Raw genomic sequence first — 15,507 nt, forward strand, 5'->3', positions numbered from 1 at the left:
TACGGTGACGGCGTGGCAGAGACGTGGTTCGACCGGCGCACCCATGACTGGCGCCGGTGGACCCCGGCCGACCTGGTGGCCGCCAAGCAGGCGACCGGCCAGCGCGTCAGCCTCGTGATCCCGGCGCGGGACGAGGCCGCCACGATCGCCGACGTCGTCAGCCGCCTGCACCGCGAGTTCCTGCAGGCCGGCGGGCTCGCCGACGAGCTCGTCGTGATCGACGGCGGCTCCCGCGACCGGACCGCCCGGCTCGCCCGCGACGCCGGTGCCACCGTCCACGACCTCGCGGCGATCCGGCCCGACCTCGGCTCGCGCGCCGGCAAGGGCGAGGCGCTGTGGAAGTCGCAGTTCGTCACCACCGGCGACGTCCTCGTGTTCATCGACGGCGACCTGACCGAGTGGGACACGCACTTCGTCACGGGGCTGCTCGGGCCCCTCTTGACCAGCCCCGAGGTCGCGCTCGTCAAGGGCTTCTACGAGCGGCCACTGCGCGTGGGGGCGAGCGAGGAGCCGGCCGGCGGCGGCCGCGCCACCGAGCTCGTGGCGCGTCCCGTGCTCGCGCTCACCCGCCCCGACCTGACCCAGGTCGTCCAGCCGCTCGCGGGGGAGTGGGCCGTCCGCCGCGAGGTCTTCGCCACGCTGTCGGTCCCCACCGGCTACGGCGTCGACGTCGCGGCCCTCGTCGACGTGCACGACCGCCTCGGCATCGACGCGATCGCCCAGGTCGACCTCGGCCGGCGCGGCCACTCGCACCAGTCGCTGCGCGACCTCGGGGCCATGGCCGTGCAGGTCATGGCGGCCGTGCTGGGACGCTCCGGCAGCGGCGTGGACCAGCACGCCGTCCTGCGGCAGTTCGTCAACGGCGCCGACGGGCACCGTCCGGCGCTGCGCGACGTCGACCTGTCCGAGCGGCCCCCGGCGCGTGAGGTGGGCGCATGACGCTGCGACTGGGACGCCACTCGTTCCCCGACGACCGCACCCTCATGATGGCGATCGTCAACCGCACCCCCGACTCGTTCTTCGACAAGGGCGCCACGTGGGCCGAGGACTCCGCCTTCGACCGCGTCGCGCAGGTGGTCGACGAGGGCGCCGAGATCGTCGACATCGGCGGCATCAAGGCCGCGCCCGGCGCCGAGATCGACGCCGACGAGGAGAAGCGCCGCGTCGTCAGCTTCGTCGAGCGCGTCCGCGAGGCCTTCCCCGGCCTCGTCATCAGCGTCGACACGTGGCGTGCCGAGGTCGGTCGCGCGGTCTGCGAGGCCGGTGCCGACCTGCTCAACGACGCCTGGGGCGGGGCGGACCCCGGGCTCGCCGAGGTCGCGGCCGAGTTCGACGTCGCGCTCGTGTGCACGCACACCGGTGGGATCACGCCGCGCACGCGTCCGCACCGGATCGAGTACGACGACGTCATGGCCGACGCGATCGCCTCGACGGTGGCCCAGGCCGAGCGCGCCGTCTCGCTCGGGGTGGCGCCCGAGAGCGTCGTGATCGACCCGGCGCACGACTTCGGCAAGAACACGTTCCACTCGCTCGAGGTCACGCGGCGCCTCGGCGAGATGGTGGCGACCGGCTGGCCCGTCCTCGTGTCCCTGTCGAACAAGGACTTCGTAGGCGAGACGCTCGACCTGCCGGTGGGGGAGCGGCTGCTCGGCACGCTCGCCGCCACGGCCGTCGCGGCGACGGCCGGTGCCCGCATCTACCGCGTCCACCAGGTCCCCGAGACGCGTCAGGTCGTCGACATGGCCTGGACGATCGCGGGACGCCGCCCGCCCGCGCGCGCCATCCGGGGCCTGGCATGATCCGCCGCGTCGTCGTGGTGCCGCCCGTCCCGGCGCTGCTGCCGCACTACGTGAGCCTTCAAGACCCCGTGGCCGAGCTGCGGCGCTCCGCCACGAGCGTGGTGGCCGCGATGACGCGCGACGCGTCGTCGGTCGCCGTCGTCGGCGACGACCCGTTCGCCGAGCCCGTGGCCCGGGCGCTGCTCGACGCCGCCGACTTCGACGGTGACGTCCGCGACGACGCCGAGGTCCTGCTCGTCATGGCCAACGGCAGCGCCAAGCGGTCCGAGAAGGCTCCGGGCCACCTCGACGAGCGCGCGTTCGACCTCGACGACGCCGTCGACCTCGCGCTGCGCTCGGGCGACCCGCGCCGCCTCGCCGCGCTCGACACCACCCTCGCGGCCGAGCTCTGGACCTCGGGCCTGGAGTCCCTCAAGGCCGCGGGCGAGCGCCTCGACGGCAGCTGGACGGTCTCGGTGCCCTACGCCGACGCCCCCTGCGGCGTCCTGTGGTGGGTCGCCGCCTGGGTCCGCTCCTGACCTCCGGTCAGCGAGGTCTGTAGCGGCATCCACCTGTTCGGGGATGAACCAGCCCGATTCGGGTGGACAGCGCTACACATCTCGCGCGCCTGCGGCGCGGCCACGGACGTGGCCTACGCTGACGCCGTGGCCTACGACGCTCTCTTCGACACCGTCTTCGCCCGCATGGATCCCGAGAGGATCCACGAACGCGCCTTCGCGGCCATCCGCGCCGGCCGTCCCGTCACCGAGCGGCTCTTCCGCGTCGAGCCCAGCCCCGTCACCGTCATGGGCGTCGAGTTCCCGCACCGCTTCGGCCTGGCCGCCGGCTTCGACAAGAACGCGCGCGGGGTCCTGGGGCTCCTGGCACTCGGCTTCGGGCACGTCGAGATCGGCACGGTCACCGCGCGGCCGCAGCCCGGCAACGACCGGCCGCGCCTGTTCCGCCTCGTCGACGACCACGCGATCGTCAACCGGATGGGCTTCAACAACGACGGCGCCGCCGCGGTCGCCTCGCGCCTGCACCGGCTGCGCGCCACGGACGCGGGCCGCCGCGCGGTGATCGGCGTCAACATCGGCAAGACCAAGGTCGTCCCGGTCGAGCACGCGGCCCAGGACTACGTCGAGAGCGCCCGTCTGCTGGCGCCGTTCGCGGACTATCTCGTGGTCAACGTCTCCAGCCCCAACACGCCGGGACTGAGGGACCTGCAGGCGGTCGACTCGCTCGAGCCGATCCTGAGCGCCGTCAAGCGCGTCGCGGACGACAACCACGGCCGCCGCGTGCCGCTCGTGGTCAAGATCGCGCCGGACCTGGCCGACGAGGACGTCGACGCCGTGACGGACCTGGCGCTGTCCCTCGGCCTCGACGGCATCAGCGCCACCAACACGACGATCGCGCGCCCCGAGGTGCTGCGCACGGACCGCGCCACGATCGAGGCGGCCGGCGCGGGCGGCCTGTCCGGCCCGGTGCTGGCGGGGCGCGCGCTCGAGGTGCTGCGCCGGATCCGCGCGCGAGCCGGCGGCGGACTCGCGCTCGTCGGGGTCGGCGGGGTCACCACCGAGGCCGACGTGAGGGAGCGGATCGCGGCCGGCGCCGACCTCGTCCAGGCGTACACGGGCTTCATCTACGGCGGTCCCGCGTGGCCCTCCCGGCTCGCCCGAGTGGCCCGATAATTGACTGCGATTCCAAGGGACGGGAACAAGGGACCCACCCCGATTTGGGAACCCGGCACCTGACCCGGTATCTTTACTTGTCGGCTTGCCCCTTTAGCTCAGTCGGCAGAGCGTTTCCATGGTAAGGAAAAGGTCTACGGTTCGATTCCGTAAAGGGGCTCTGAGGAGCGAGGAGACTCGCTACTTACGTGGCGGGGTAGCTCAGGTGGTTAGAGCACACGGCTCATAATCGTGGTGTCGCGGGTTCGAGTCCCGCCCCCGCTACCAACACGGCAGCAAGACCAGCAACAAGCCCAGTTCTCATGGGCACGACCAGAAGAGGCACACTGTGGCCAGCAAGAGCTCCGACGTTCGTCCCAAGATCACCTTGGCCTGCACCGAGTGCAAGGAACGCAACTACATCACCAAGAAGAACCGGCGCAACGACCCCGACCGCCTCGAGGTCAACAAGTACTGCCCGCGCTGCAACACGCACCGCGCGCACCGCGAGACGCGCTGACGCCGACCAGGTCTTCGACGACCCCCGTGCCCCTCGGGCACGGGGGTCGTTCGCGTTGCGGGGGCCTGCGCGCGCCCTGCTAGCGTCACGGTCATGCTGCTGTCCGAGGTCACGACGCTGCGCCTGGGCGGTCCCGCGCGGTCCGTCGTCGAGGCGACCACCGAGGCCGAGCTGATCGACGCCGTGCGCGCCGCGGACGAGGCCGCCGAGCCCGTCCTGCTGGTCGGCGGCGGCAGCAACCTGGTGATCTCGGACGAGGGCTTCGACGGCACGGTCGTCCTGGTCCGCACGCGCGGCATCGACGTCTCGGCGGACGCCTGCAGCGGCGCGATGGTCACGGTCGCCGCGGGCGAGGGCTGGGACGACTTCGTCGCCTACGTCGTCGAGCACGACTGGGAGGGCGTCGAGGCGCTCTCGGGCATCCCCGGCTCGGTGGGCGCCACCCCGATCCAGAACGTCGGTGCGTACGGCCAGGAGGTCGCGGACACGATCGTGAGCGTCCGCACGTGGGACCGCCACGAGAAGCGCGTCCGCACGATCATGTTCACCGACCTGGGCTTCTCGTACCGGCACAGCCGCTTCAAGGACGAGCCCGACCGCTTCGTCGTGCTGACCGTCGCGTTCCAGCTGCGCTTCGCCGGCCGTCTCAGCGCCCCCGTGCGCTACGCCGAGCTCGCCCGCCGGCTGGGTGTCGAGGTGGGGGAGCGGGCCCCGCTCGAGGAGGTCCGCCGCACCGTGCTGGAGCTGCGCCGGGGCAAGGGCATGGTGCTCGACGCCGCCGATCACGACACGTGGAGCGCCGGCTCGTTCTTCACCAACCCGATCCTGACGGCCGAGGCCGCGGCGGCGCTGCCCGCCGAGGCGCCACGCTTCGAGCAGGCCGACGGCACCGTCAAGACCAGCGCGGCGTGGCTCATCGACCACGCCGGGTTCGAGAAGGGCCATCGCCGCGGCGCGGTCGGCCTGTCGACGAAGCACGTCCTGGCGCTCACCAACCGCGGCGACGGGACGGCCACGGAGCTGCTCGACCTCGCCCGCGAGGTGCGTGACGAGGTCGAGCGGACGTTCGGCGTCCGGTTGGTCAACGAGCCCGTGATCGTGGGCGCCGCGGGCCTGTAGGGCTCAGAGCAGCCCGAGCAGGGACAGCTCGTTCGACATCTCGTCGAAGTCGTTCGACGCCGACATGATGCCGGCGATCGCCAGGACGAAGACGAACGCGAGCACCAGCACGCTCAGGATCAGGATGACGGTGCTGATGATGCCCAGGATGCGTCCGGCCTGCGCCTCGCCGCGCCCGTCCCACACGCCGGGGTTGGCGTCGATCTCGGCGACGGCGCGGTTGCCCATGACCCACGCGAACGGGCCGAGGACCTGGCACACGACGAGGCCGAGGATGCCCAGCACGAGGACCAGCGTGGCCTTCGGGTGCTTGGGCAGGACCTGCCACTGACCGGGAGCGGCGCCGTACGGCTGCTGTCCGGCGTAGGGCTGCTGCGGGGGAGGCTGGGCGCCCCACGGCTGCTGCGGCGGCGGCTGGGCGCCGTAGGGCTGCTGCGGTGCGTCCTGCGGCTCACCGGACCCGGTGGAGCCGGTCGGTCCGGGCTGCTCGCCCGGCTGCTGCCCGGAGGGATCGCCGGGGTAGGGCGGCGGCTGGTTCTCGCTCATGGCGTCATCGTTCCACGATCGTCGGCCAGCCAGGCCTCGACACCCTGCAACGCCGCGGTGCGCAGCGCGTCGGGCGCGTGCGAGGCGCGCAGGGAGCGGCGGGCCAGCTCGGCCAGCTCCTCGTCGGTGAAGTCCTGCGCGGCCCGCAGGAGGGCGTACTGGCCCGCGAGGCGCGTGCCGAACAGCAGGGGGTCGTCGGCGCCCAGGGCCACGTCGACGCCGGCGGACAGCAGCTCGCGGACCGGCACCTCGTCGATCGTCGTGTAGACGCCCAGCGAGACGTTCGAGGCGGGACAGACCTCCAGCGCGATCCCCGCGGCGGCGATCCGGTCGAGCAGTCGCGGGTCCTCGACGGCGCGCACGCCGTGGCCGAGCCGGTGCGGCGACAGGTGGGTCAGGCACTCGAGCACGTGCGCCGGGCCGAGCAGCTCGCCCGCGTGCGGGGCCAGCACGAGGCCCGCTCGCTCGGCGATCGCGAACGCCGGGCCGAACGAGGCCGTGTTGCCGCGCCGCTCGTCGTTCGACAGGCCGAACCCGTGGACGCCGCGCCCCGCGTACTGCGCGGCGAGCCGGGCGAGGCTGCGCGCGTCGAGGGGGTGCCGCGTGCGGTTGGCCGCGACGATGACGCTCATGCCCAGTCCCGTCGAGGCCGAGGCGTCGCGCACGGCGTCGATCACGAGGTCGGTGAAGGCGGTGATGCCGCCGAACCGCGCGGCGTAGCCGGAGGGGTCCACCTGGATCTCGGTCCACACGGCCCCGTCGGCGCGATCGTCCTCGGCGGCCTCGCGCACGAGCCGGCGGACGTCGTCCTCGGTGCGCAGGACCGAGCGCGCCACGTCGTACAGGCGCTGGAACCGGAACCAGCCCTTCTCGTCGGCGGCCGACAGCTGCGGGGGCCACTCGTCCACGAGCGCCGGGGGCAGTCGCACGCCGTCGCGCTCCGCGAGCTCGATGAGGGTCGAGTGACGCATCGAGCCGGTGAAGTGCAGGTGCAGATGGGCCTTGGGAAGAGTCGTCAGCGGCCGCACGCCGCCATCGTGCCATGCCCGTGCGGGAGCGGCAGGCGCGGTGAGCGGGGACGCGAGTTTCGCTTTCCGCGACTCGTCGCCTACACTTGACGAAACCGGCGAAACTACCCTGATTCGTCATGCCCGGAATCGGGCGAAGGGCACTGGCGCAACTGGCAGCGCATCGGTCTCCAAAACCGAAGGTTGGGGGTTCAAGTCCCTCGTGCCCTGCAAGGTCGGTCCGCACCGCGGACCGACGAGGTACGACGAAGGAGCACCGTGAGCGAGAATCACGAACTGGCCGGGACCCGCGCCAAGCGCACGTCCCTGCTCACGTTCTACCGCCAGGTGGTCGCCGAGCTGCGCAAGGTCGTCTGGCCCACGCGTCCGCAGGTCGTCAACTACTTCCTCGTCGTGCTCGTCTTCGTCTTGATCATGATGGCGTTCGTCTCCGGCCTCGACTACGCCTTCGGCAAGGCCGCCTTCCGCATCTTCGCCTAACCCAAGGACTGAACTTCGTGACCTCCCCCTTCGACGAGACCGACGCGCCCGTGGACGAGACGTCCACCGACGAGGTGTCGGCCGACGAGACCCCCGCCGACGACGTCGCCGCGGGCGAGTCCGACGCGCCCGAGGAGACCTCGGCCGCCGACGAGACCGCCACCGACGAGGCGGACGACGCGGAGCAGGAGGCGGCGGACCCGCTGCAGGAGTTCCGCGACCGCCTGTGGAGCCAGCCCGGCGACTGGTACGTGATCCACACGTACGCCGGCATGGAGAAGCGCGTCCAGCAGAACCTCGAGAACCGCAAGGTCGCGCTCAACGCCGAGGACTACATCCACGAGATCGTCGTGCCGACCGAGGAGGTCGCCGAGATCAAGAACGGCCAGCGCAAGCTCGTCAAGCGCACCGTGCTGCCGGGCTACGTGCTCGTGCGCATGGACCTGACCGACGACTCGTGGGGCGTCGTGCGCCACACGCCGTCGGTGACGGGCTTCGTCGGCAACGCGCACCAGCCGGTGCCGCTGAGCCTGAGCGAGGTCGAGAAGATGCTCGCCCCCGCCGTCGAGGCCGAGGTCGCCGCCGAGGCCACCGAGACCGCCGAGAAGGCCCAGGCCGCCGCGGCGCCCAAGGTGGAGTTCAGCGACTTCGCCGCCGGCGACTCCGTGCTGGTCATCGACGGCCCGTTCGCCACGCTCCACGCGACCATCACCGAGATCAACCTCGAGGGCCAGAAGGTCAAGGGCCTCGTCGAGATCTTCGGTCGCGAGACGTCGGTCGAGCTGCCGTTCGACTACATCCAGAAGGTTTGATCGCCCAGCGATCAATTCGGCCCGGCCGTCGCGCCTGAACGAGCGACGGACCGGCCCACCACGAAACACCACCACAAGAAGGACCCGAAATGCCTCCCAAGAAGAAGGTCGCAGCTGTCGTCAAGGTGCAGCTGCAGGCCGGCCAGGCCAACCCGGCGCCGCCCGTCGGCACCGCGCTCGGCCCGCACGGCGTCAACATCATGGACTTCTGCAAGGCGTACAACGCCCAGACCGAGTCCATGCGCGGCAACGTCGTCCCCGTCGAGATCACGATCTACGAGGATCGCTCGTTCACCTTCATCACGAAGACGCCGCCCGCGGCCGAGCTGATCAAGAAGGCCGCCGGTCTCGCCAAGGGCTCGTCGGTCCCGCACAAGGACAAGGTCGGCAAGCTCACGCGCGACCAGGTCCGCGAGATCGCCCAGACGAAGATGCCCGACATCAACGCCAACGACATCGACGGCGCCATGAAGATCGTCGAGGGAACCGCCCGCTCCATGGGCGTCACCATCGACGGCTGACACGTCACCCGGCGATCGCCCGATCGCCACTCCCCGTGGGAGGGCCAGCTGGGCCCGTACCACTCCTGGTAGCAACAGAAAGAGACACCAGTCATGCCACAGCACAGCAAGGCGTACCGCGCCGTCGCCGAGAAGATCGACCGCGACGCGCTGTACACGCCGCTCCAGGCCACCAAGCTGGCCAAGGAGTCCGGCTCCAAGAACTACGACTCGACCGTCGACGCCGTCGTGCGTCTCGGCGTCGATCCCCGTAAGGCCGACCAGATGGTGCGCGGCACCGTCAACCTGCCGCACGGTACCGGCAAGACCGCCCGGGTCCTGGTCTTCGCCACCGGCGCCAACGCCGATGCCGCTCGTGAGGCCGGCGCCGACTTCGTCGGTGCCGACGAGCTCGTCGACAAGATCAACGAGGGCTGGCTCGACTTCGACGCCGTCGTCGCGACGCCCGACATGATGGGCAAGGTCGGCCGCCTCGGCCGCGTCCTGGGTCCGCGCAACCTCATGCCGAACCCCAAGACGGGCACCGTCACCACCGACGTGGCCAAGGCCGTCGGCGACATCAAGGGCGGCAAGATCGAGTTCCGCGTGGATCGTCACGCCAACGTGCACTTCGTGATCGGCAAGGCGTCGTTCAGCGCCGAGCAGCTCGCCGAGAACTACGGCACCGCGATCGAGGAGATCCTGCGTCTCAAGCCGTCCAGCTCCAAGGGCCGCTACATCAAGAAGGCGACGATCTCCACGACCACGGGTCCGGGCATCCCGGTCGACCCGTCGCGGACGCGCAACTTCGCCGCGGACGACGAGGCCTGAGTCACCGCTCTCGCAGCACCACGCACGACGCCGCTCCCCGCTGGGGGAGCGGCGTCGTCGTCGTTGGAGGCTCGGTCGGTGTCGGGTCCGCTGGGTAGGCTTCGGCCATGAGGAAGTCCCTGGGTGTCCTGCTCGCCACGGCCGTGCTCTCGCTGGCCTCCGCCTGTGGCGGGTCCGGGCCGGACCAGCGCCCGGCCGCCGACCGCGCGAGCGCCGATTCGAGCGAGGCGGCGGCCGTCGCCGACCGACCGGCTGCGGATGCGCCGCTCACGCGCGAGAACTTCGTCGAGCGCCTCGGCGACGCCCAGCTGGAGGCGGGCAGCACCCACCTGGAGATGTCCACGGCGGCCGCGGGCACCGACGTCGCGATGACCGGCGACGTGCGCCTGGGCGAGAAGGTCGAGGACTCCGCCAGCCGCATCTCGATGGACCTGGGCATGATGCAGCTCGACGTGCGCCTCGTCGACGGGGTCATGTACCTCAAGATGGGCGAGATGAGCGGCGGCAAGTACGTCAAGGTCGACCTCACCGACCCCGACAACCCGCTCGCGCAGCAGTACGGCTCGCTCACGGGCCAGATCGACCCGTCCGAGCAGCTCGAGACGTTCCGCACCGCGTTGGTCGACTTCGACAACCTCGGCGACGGCGGCACGGTCGACGGCGTCGAGACCACGAAGCTGCGCCTCGTCCTCGACACCTCGAAGGCGCTGGGCAAGCAGGCCGCGCAGGCCGAGCGCCTCGGCACCAAGGTGCCCGAGAAGATGGAGTACGTCCTGCTCGTCGGGCGCGACGACGACCTGCTGCGCCGCATGACGATGGACCTCGCGGGCACCGCCACCACGATCGACTGGAGCCGCTGGGGCGAGCCCGTCGAGGTCGAGGCGCCCAGGAAGTCCGAGATCACCGACCTGGACAGCCTCGGCCCGAAGCTGGGCGCGGGCGGCGCGCTGCGGGGCTGATCGGTCCCGATTTGGAGGAACGGCCGGCGTCCGCCTAGACTGGACGAGCCGAAGACCGCCGGTGGTGTCTCCCACGAGTCACCCGAAGCGCCCGACAGGGCGGCCCGCGCAGGTGCAGATCAGGGTTTCGACCTTGCGTTCTCATGAGCGTCCTGTGCCTGTGGCACGGGACGCTTTCTCGTGCAGGTGGTCCTCGCATGACAGTGAAGGAGACCCATGGCACGCCCGGACAAGGCAGCAGCCGTCGCCGATCTCGCGGACAGCTTCCGCGAGGCCAACGGCGCGGTGCTCACCGAGTACCGCGGCCTCAACGTCAAGCAGCTGCAGGATCTGCGGCGCGCGCTTGGCGATGCCGCGAGCTATGCCGTCGCCAAGAACACGCTGACCAAGATCGCCGCCCGGGACGCCGGCATCGAGCTCGACGAGTCGATGCTGACCGGCCCCACCGCGATCGCCTTCATCACGGGCGATCCGGTCGACGCGGCGAAGGGTCTGCGCGACTTCGCGAAGGCTAACCCCGCTCTCGTCCTGAAGGGTGGCTTCCTCGAGGGGAAGACGCTCTCCGCCGACGAGATCAACAAGCTGGCCGACCTCGAGTCGCGCGAGGTCCTCCTCGCGATGCTCGCGGGTGGCCTCAAGGCCAACCTGGCCAAGGCCGCGGGGCTGTTCAACGCCCCGCTGTCGCAGGCGGCCCGCACCATCGCGGCGCTGCAGGCGAAGGCCGAAGCCGATCCGTCGGTCCTGGCTGCGGGCGCTCCCGCCGCCGAGACCGCCGAGCAGGCACCCGCCGAGGAGGCCCCCGCGGCCGACTCGGCCACCGAGAACGTCGAGACCGACGTCACCGAGGGCTGAACCGCCCGATTCCCATCGGGACCCCCTCGGGGTCTCATTGCAGAAAGGACGCCAATCATGGCGAAGCTGAGCACCGACGAGCTGTTGGATGCCTTCAAGGAGATGACGCTGATCGAGCTCTCCGAGTTCGTGAAGCAGTTCGAGGAGACCTTCGAGGTCACCGCCGCCGCTCCGGTGGCCGTTGCCGCTGCGGGCGCGCCCGCCGCCGGTGGCGACGCCGGTGGCGCCGCTGAGGAGAAGGACGAGTTCGACGTCGTCCTCGAGTCGGCCGGCGACAAGAAGATCCAGGTCATCAAGGAGGTCCGCGGCCTCACGAGCCTGGGCCTGAAGGAGGCCAAGGACCTCGTCGAGGGCGCCCCCAAGGCCGTCCTCGAGGGTGTCAACAAGGAGACCGCCGACAAGGCCAAGGAGGCCCTCGAGGCCGCCGGCGCCACGATCACCCTCAAGTGATCTTCGGCTGACTGCTCGTACGAAGGCGCTCGTCCCCTCGGGGGCGGGCGCCTTCGTCGTCCCTGCGATCCGGGCGTTTTTCACGGGTCGTGGGAGGGGGAAACGACCGATCGTTCCTGATCGAGACGACGTTGTCAAGGTCCGGGGTTGATATCGGTGTGTCGATCGGGTTACCATGGACGTTCGCGCCCACTTTGTCATGCCCTCGACTCGTCCTGCCCCTGCAATTGCAGGACTTGACAGGGTTTGCGAAGCGTGCGCGGCGCACGACGCACCGTCGTGCGGACAGCGTTTTCGCGCGGTGTGAGCCGCGCAACGACAACTGAAGAGTACAGAACCGCCACGTTCACCGCATGCGAGTTCCTTCGGAAGGACTTCTCTTGGCCGCCTCGCGTACCGCCGCACCCACGAACAACACTTCGCGCATCTCGTTCGCGAAGATCGCCGAACCGCTCGAGGTTCCCGAGCTCCTCTCCCTGCAGACCGACAGCTTCGACTGGCTGATCGGCAGCGACGCGTGGCGTGAGCGCGTCGAGTCGGAGCTGGCCGCCGGCCGCACGGATGTCTCGACCAAGTCCGGCCTGGAGGAGATCTTCGAGGAGATCAGCCCCATCGAGGACTTCTCCGAGACGATGAGCCTCTCGTTCCGCGACCACCGCTTCGAGCCCGCGAAGTACTCGGTCGAGGACTGCAAGGACCGCGACGTCACGTACGCCGCGCCGCTGTTCGTCACCGCCGAGTTCATGAACAACGAGACCGGCGAGATCAAGAGCCAGACCGTCTTCATGGGCGAGTTCCCGCTCATGACCGACAAGGGCACCTTCATCATCAACGGCACCGAGCGTGTCGTCGTGTCCCAGCTGGTCCGCTCCCCGGGCGTCTACTTCGAGCGCACGCCCGACAAGACCTCGGACAAGGACATCTTCACCGCGCGCGTCATCCCGTCGCGTGGCGCCTGGCTCGAGTTCGAGATCGACAAGCGCGACATGGTCGGCGTCCGTCTCGACCGCAAGCGCAAGCAGTCCGTCACGATGCTGCTCAAGGCCCTGGGCTTCTCGGAGGAGAAGATCCTCGAGACCTTCGGCCAGTACGAGTCGGTCCGCCTGACGATGGAGAAGGACTCCGTCCGCTCCGAGCTCGTCCGCGAGGACCTCGAGAAGAAGGCGCGCGACGCCGGCGTGACGCAGGAGATGGTCGACGCCGAGGTGACGCGTCGCTCGCTCATCGACATCTACCGCAAGCTGCGTCCGGGCGAGCCGCCGTCGGTCGAGGCCGCGCAGACCCTGCTCGAGAACTACTACTTCAACCCGAAGCGGTACGACACGGCCAAGGTCGGTCGCCACAAGATCAACAAGAAGATCGGCTCGGACGCCGCGTTCGACCAGCAGACGCTGACGCTCGACGACATCGTCGGCACGATCCGCTACGTCGTCGCCCTGCACGACGGCGCGACCGAGCTCGAGACCGCGGCCGGCACCGTGCCGGTCGAGGCCGACGACATCGACCACTTCGGCAACCGCCGCATGCGCACCGTGGGCGAGCTGATCCAGAACCAGCTCCGCACCGGCCTGGCGCGCATGGAGCGTGTCGTGCGCGAGCGGATGACGACCCAGGACGTCGAGGCGATCACGCCGCAGACCCTGATCAACATCCGGCCGATCACGGCGGCGCTGAAGGAGTTCTTCGGCACCAGCCAGCTGTCGCAGTTCATGGACCAGAACAACCCGCTCGCGGGCCTGACGCACAAGCGTCGTCTGTCGGCCCTCGGCCCGGGTGGTCTGTCGCGTGAGCGCGCGGGCTACGAGGTCCGTGACGTCCACCCGTCGCACTACGGCCGCATGTGCCCCATCGAGACCCCCGAGGGCCCGAACATCGGCCTGATCGGCTCGCTGGCCTCCTTCGGTCGCATCAACGCGTTCGGCTTCGTCGAGACGCCGTACCGCCGCGTCGTCGACGGCAAGGTCACCGACCAGATCGACTACCTGACCGCGACCGACGAGGACCGCTTCATCGTCGCGCAGGCCAACTCGATGCTCAACGAGGACGGCTCGTTCGCCGAGGACTTCGTGCTGGTCCGCCAGCGCGGCGGCGAGGCCGAGCTCCGCCCGGCCGCCGAGGTCGACTACATGGACGTCTCGCCGCGCCAGATGGTGTCGGTCGCGACGGCGCTCATCCCGTTCCTCGAGCATGACGACGCCAACCGCGCGCTCATGGGCGCCAACATGCAGCGTCAGGCCGTCCCGCTGATCCGCAACGACGCCCCGCTCGTCGGCACCGGCATGGAGTACCGCGCCGCCGTCGACGCCGGTGACGTGACCGTCGCCAAGAAGGCCGGCGTCGTCAAGGAGGTCTCGGCCGACTCGGTCGAGATCATGGAGGACGAGGGCACGTACACCACGTACCGCCTGGCCAAGTTCCGTCGCTCGAACCAGGGCACCTGCACGAACCAGCGCCCGCTGGTGCGTCAGGGCCAGCGCGTCGAGGTCGGCACCCCGCTGGCCGACGGCCCGTGCACCGAGCACGGCGAGATGGCGCTGGGCACCAACCTGCTCGTCGCCTTCATGCCGTGGCAGGGCCACAACTACGAGGACGCGATCATCCTGTCCCAGCGCGTCGTCCAGGACGACCTGCTGACCTCGATCCACATCGAGGAGCACGAGGTCGACGCCCGCGACACGAAGCTGGGCCCGGAGGAGATCACGCGCGACGTCCCGAACGTCAGCGAGGAGACCCTCGCCAACCTCGACGAGCGCGGCATCATCCGCATCGGCGCCGAGGTCGGCAACGGCGACATCCTCGTCGGCAAGGTCACGCCCAAGGGCGAGACCGAGCTGACCCCCGAGGAGCGCCTGCTTCGTGCGATCTTCGGCGAGAAGGCGCGCGAGGTGCGCGACACGTCGCTCAAGGTCCCGCACGGCGAGTCCGGCACGGTCATCGGCGTGCGCGTCTTCGACGCGTCCGAGGGTGACGAGCTCAGCCCCGGCGTGAACCAGCTGGTCCGCGTCTACGTGGCGCAGAAGCGCAAGATCAGCCACGGCGACAAGCTGGCCGGCCGTCACGGCAACAAGGGCGTCATCGCCAAGATCCTGCCCATCGAGGACATGCCGTTCCTCGAGGACGGCACGCCGGTCGACATCGTGCTGAACCCGCTGGGCGTGCCCGGCCGCATGAACGTCGGTCAGGTCCTGGAGACCCACCTCGGGTGGATCGCCAAGGCCGGCTGGGAGGTCCCGGCCGACACCCAGGCGGAGTGGGCCGAGCGCCTGCGCCGCATCGGTGCCGACCAGGCTCCCGCGAACACCAACGTCGCCACGCCGGTGTTCGACGGTGCCCGCGAGGACGAGATCTCGGGTCTGCTGAGCTCGACGCGCCCCAACCGCGACGGCGACCGCATGGTCGGCCCCGACGGCAAGGCGCACCTGTTCGACGGCCGCACCGGCGAGCAGTTCCCCGACCCGATCAGCGTCGGCTACATGTACATGCTGAAGCTGCACCACCTGGTCGACGACAAGATCCACGCTCGCTCGACGGGCCCGTACTCGATGATCACCCAGCAGCCGCTCGGCGGTAAGGCCCAGTTCGGTGGCCAGCGCTTCGGTGAGATGGAGGTCTGGGCGCTCGAGGCCTACGGCGCCGCGTACGCGCTGCAGGAGCTGCTGACGATCAAGTCCGACGACATCGTGGGCCGCGTGAAGGTGTACGAGGCCATCGTCAAGGGCGAGAACGTCCCCGAGCCGGGCATCCCGGAGTCGTTCAAGGTTCTCGTCAAGGAGATGCAGTCGCTGTGTCTCAACGTCGAAGTGCTCTCGGCCGACGGCACCGCCGTCGAGATGAAGGACTCCGAGGAGGAGTTCTTCCGCGCCGCCGAGGAGCTCGGTATCGACCTGTCCCGCCGCGAGCCGTCGTCCGTCGACGAGCTCTGAGCCCGGACTCCACAGAATTTCGAAAGGGAAAGAAGACAC

16 protein-coding genes and 3 tRNA genes are annotated in these 15,507 nt (G+C 70.2%); 17 read left to right on the plus strand and 2 right to left on the minus strand.

What is annotated here, in order from left to right:
• The first annotated feature begins 12 nt into the window (after positions 1-12).
• The 8 genes from AB3M81_RS01990 (at position 13) to AB3M81_RS02025 (ending at position 5,087) form a co-directional block, all read left to right on the plus strand.
• Positions 13-939 carry a glucosyl-3-phosphoglycerate synthase gene (locus AB3M81_RS01990; RefSeq protein ID WP_412902233.1) on the plus strand — a complete coding sequence of 309 codons (927 nt, stop codon included), beginning with the start codon at positions 13-15 and terminating at the stop codon, positions 937-939.
• Positions 936-1,799, plus strand: coding sequence for a dihydropteroate synthase (folP, locus tag AB3M81_RS01995; RefSeq protein ID WP_412902234.1), 864 nt, complete (start codon positions 936-938; stop codon positions 1,797-1,799). The genes AB3M81_RS01990 and folP overlap by 4 nt, the downstream gene beginning before the upstream one ends.
• Entirely contained in the window at positions 1,796-2,317 is a 522-nt protein-coding gene (locus tag AB3M81_RS02000) for a class III extradiol ring-cleavage dioxygenase family protein (protein ID WP_412902235.1), read from the plus strand. Before folP ends, AB3M81_RS02000 begins: the two co-directional genes overlap by 4 nt.
• Before the next feature lie 126 nt (positions 2,318-2,443).
• Entirely contained in the window at positions 2,444-3,469 is a 1,026-nt protein-coding gene (locus AB3M81_RS02005; RefSeq protein WP_412902236.1) for a quinone-dependent dihydroorotate dehydrogenase, read from the plus strand.
• A gap of 87 nt (positions 3,470-3,556) precedes the next feature.
• Positions 3,557-3,629, plus strand: a tRNA-Thr gene (locus tag AB3M81_RS02010).
• 30 nt (positions 3,630-3,659) lie between these two features.
• Positions 3,660-3,736: transfer RNA gene (locus tag AB3M81_RS02015), tRNA-Met, on the plus strand.
• A 61-nt stretch (positions 3,737-3,797) separates the two neighbouring features.
• Positions 3,798-3,968 carry a 50S ribosomal protein L33 gene (gene rpmG, locus AB3M81_RS02020; protein WP_412902237.1) on the plus strand — a complete coding sequence of 57 codons (171 nt, stop codon included), beginning with the start codon at positions 3,798-3,800 and terminating at the stop codon, positions 3,966-3,968.
• Between the two features lie 93 nt (positions 3,969-4,061).
• A complete protein-coding gene (locus tag AB3M81_RS02025) occupies positions 4,062-5,087 on the plus strand; it encodes a UDP-N-acetylmuramate dehydrogenase (protein WP_412902238.1) in 1,026 nt (341 codons plus the stop codon).
• Positions 5,088-5,090: 3 nt separating this feature from the next.
• On the opposite strand, the gene AB3M81_RS02030 is transcribed toward AB3M81_RS02025, so the two are convergent.
• The gene (locus AB3M81_RS02030; protein WP_412902239.1) at positions 5,091-5,633 is read right to left on the minus strand and encodes a DUF4190 domain-containing protein; all 543 of its coding nucleotides are present in this window, start codon (positions 5,631-5,633) and stop codon (positions 5,091-5,093) included.
• A complete protein-coding gene (locus AB3M81_RS02035) occupies positions 5,630-6,661 on the minus strand; it encodes an adenosine deaminase (RefSeq protein WP_412902240.1) in 1,032 nt (343 codons plus the stop codon). Before AB3M81_RS02035 ends, AB3M81_RS02030 begins: the two co-directional genes overlap by 4 nt.
• A 137-nt stretch (positions 6,662-6,798) precedes the next feature.
• Here AB3M81_RS02035 and AB3M81_RS02040 point away from each other — a divergent pair.
• The 9 genes from AB3M81_RS02040 (at position 6,799) to rpoB (ending at position 15,468) form a co-directional block, all read left to right on the plus strand.
• A tRNA-Trp gene (locus tag AB3M81_RS02040) sits at positions 6,799-6,871 on the plus strand.
• Between the two features lie 48 nt (positions 6,872-6,919).
• Positions 6,920-7,141 (plus strand): preprotein translocase subunit SecE, encoded by a 222-nt coding sequence (secE, locus tag AB3M81_RS02045; protein WP_412902241.1) that lies wholly within the window; start codon positions 6,920-6,922, stop codon positions 7,139-7,141.
• Positions 7,142-7,158: 17 nt separating this feature from the next.
• The gene (nusG, locus tag AB3M81_RS02050) at positions 7,159-7,953 is read left to right on the plus strand and encodes a transcription termination/antitermination protein NusG (protein ID WP_412902242.1); all 795 of its coding nucleotides are present in this window, start codon (positions 7,159-7,161) and stop codon (positions 7,951-7,953) included.
• 89 nt (positions 7,954-8,042) lie between these two features.
• Positions 8,043-8,474 carry a 50S ribosomal protein L11 gene (gene rplK, locus AB3M81_RS02055; protein ID WP_412902243.1) on the plus strand — a complete coding sequence of 144 codons (432 nt, stop codon included), beginning with the start codon at positions 8,043-8,045 and terminating at the stop codon, positions 8,472-8,474.
• 93 nt (positions 8,475-8,567) lie between these two features.
• Positions 8,568-9,284: a 50S ribosomal protein L1 gene (gene rplA / locus AB3M81_RS02060; RefSeq protein WP_412902244.1), complete on the plus strand. Its 717-nt coding sequence runs from the start codon at positions 8,568-8,570 to the stop codon at positions 9,282-9,284.
• Between the two features lie 107 nt (positions 9,285-9,391).
• Positions 9,392-10,243 carry an SCO4651 family lipoprotein gene (locus tag AB3M81_RS02065; RefSeq protein WP_412902245.1) on the plus strand — a complete coding sequence of 284 codons (852 nt, stop codon included), beginning with the start codon at positions 9,392-9,394 and terminating at the stop codon, positions 10,241-10,243.
• A 216-nt stretch (positions 10,244-10,459) separates the two neighbouring features.
• A complete protein-coding gene (rplJ, locus tag AB3M81_RS02070) occupies positions 10,460-11,095 on the plus strand; it encodes a 50S ribosomal protein L10 (protein ID WP_412902246.1) in 636 nt (211 codons plus the stop codon).
• A gap of 57 nt (positions 11,096-11,152) precedes the next feature.
• Entirely contained in the window at positions 11,153-11,545 is a 393-nt protein-coding gene (gene rplL, locus AB3M81_RS02075) for a 50S ribosomal protein L7/L12 (RefSeq protein WP_412902247.1), read from the plus strand.
• A 380-nt stretch (positions 11,546-11,925) separates the two neighbouring features.
• Positions 11,926-15,468 (plus strand): DNA-directed RNA polymerase subunit beta, encoded by a 3,543-nt coding sequence (gene rpoB / locus AB3M81_RS02080; RefSeq protein ID WP_412902248.1) that lies wholly within the window; start codon positions 11,926-11,928, stop codon positions 15,466-15,468.
• The last annotated feature ends 39 nt before the right edge of the window (positions 15,469-15,507 follow it).

Origin of the sequence: Aeromicrobium jepli, from assembly GCF_047246605.1 — a bacterium.
Classification (GTDB): Bacteria; Actinomycetota; Actinomycetes; order Propionibacteriales; family Nocardioidaceae; genus Aeromicrobium.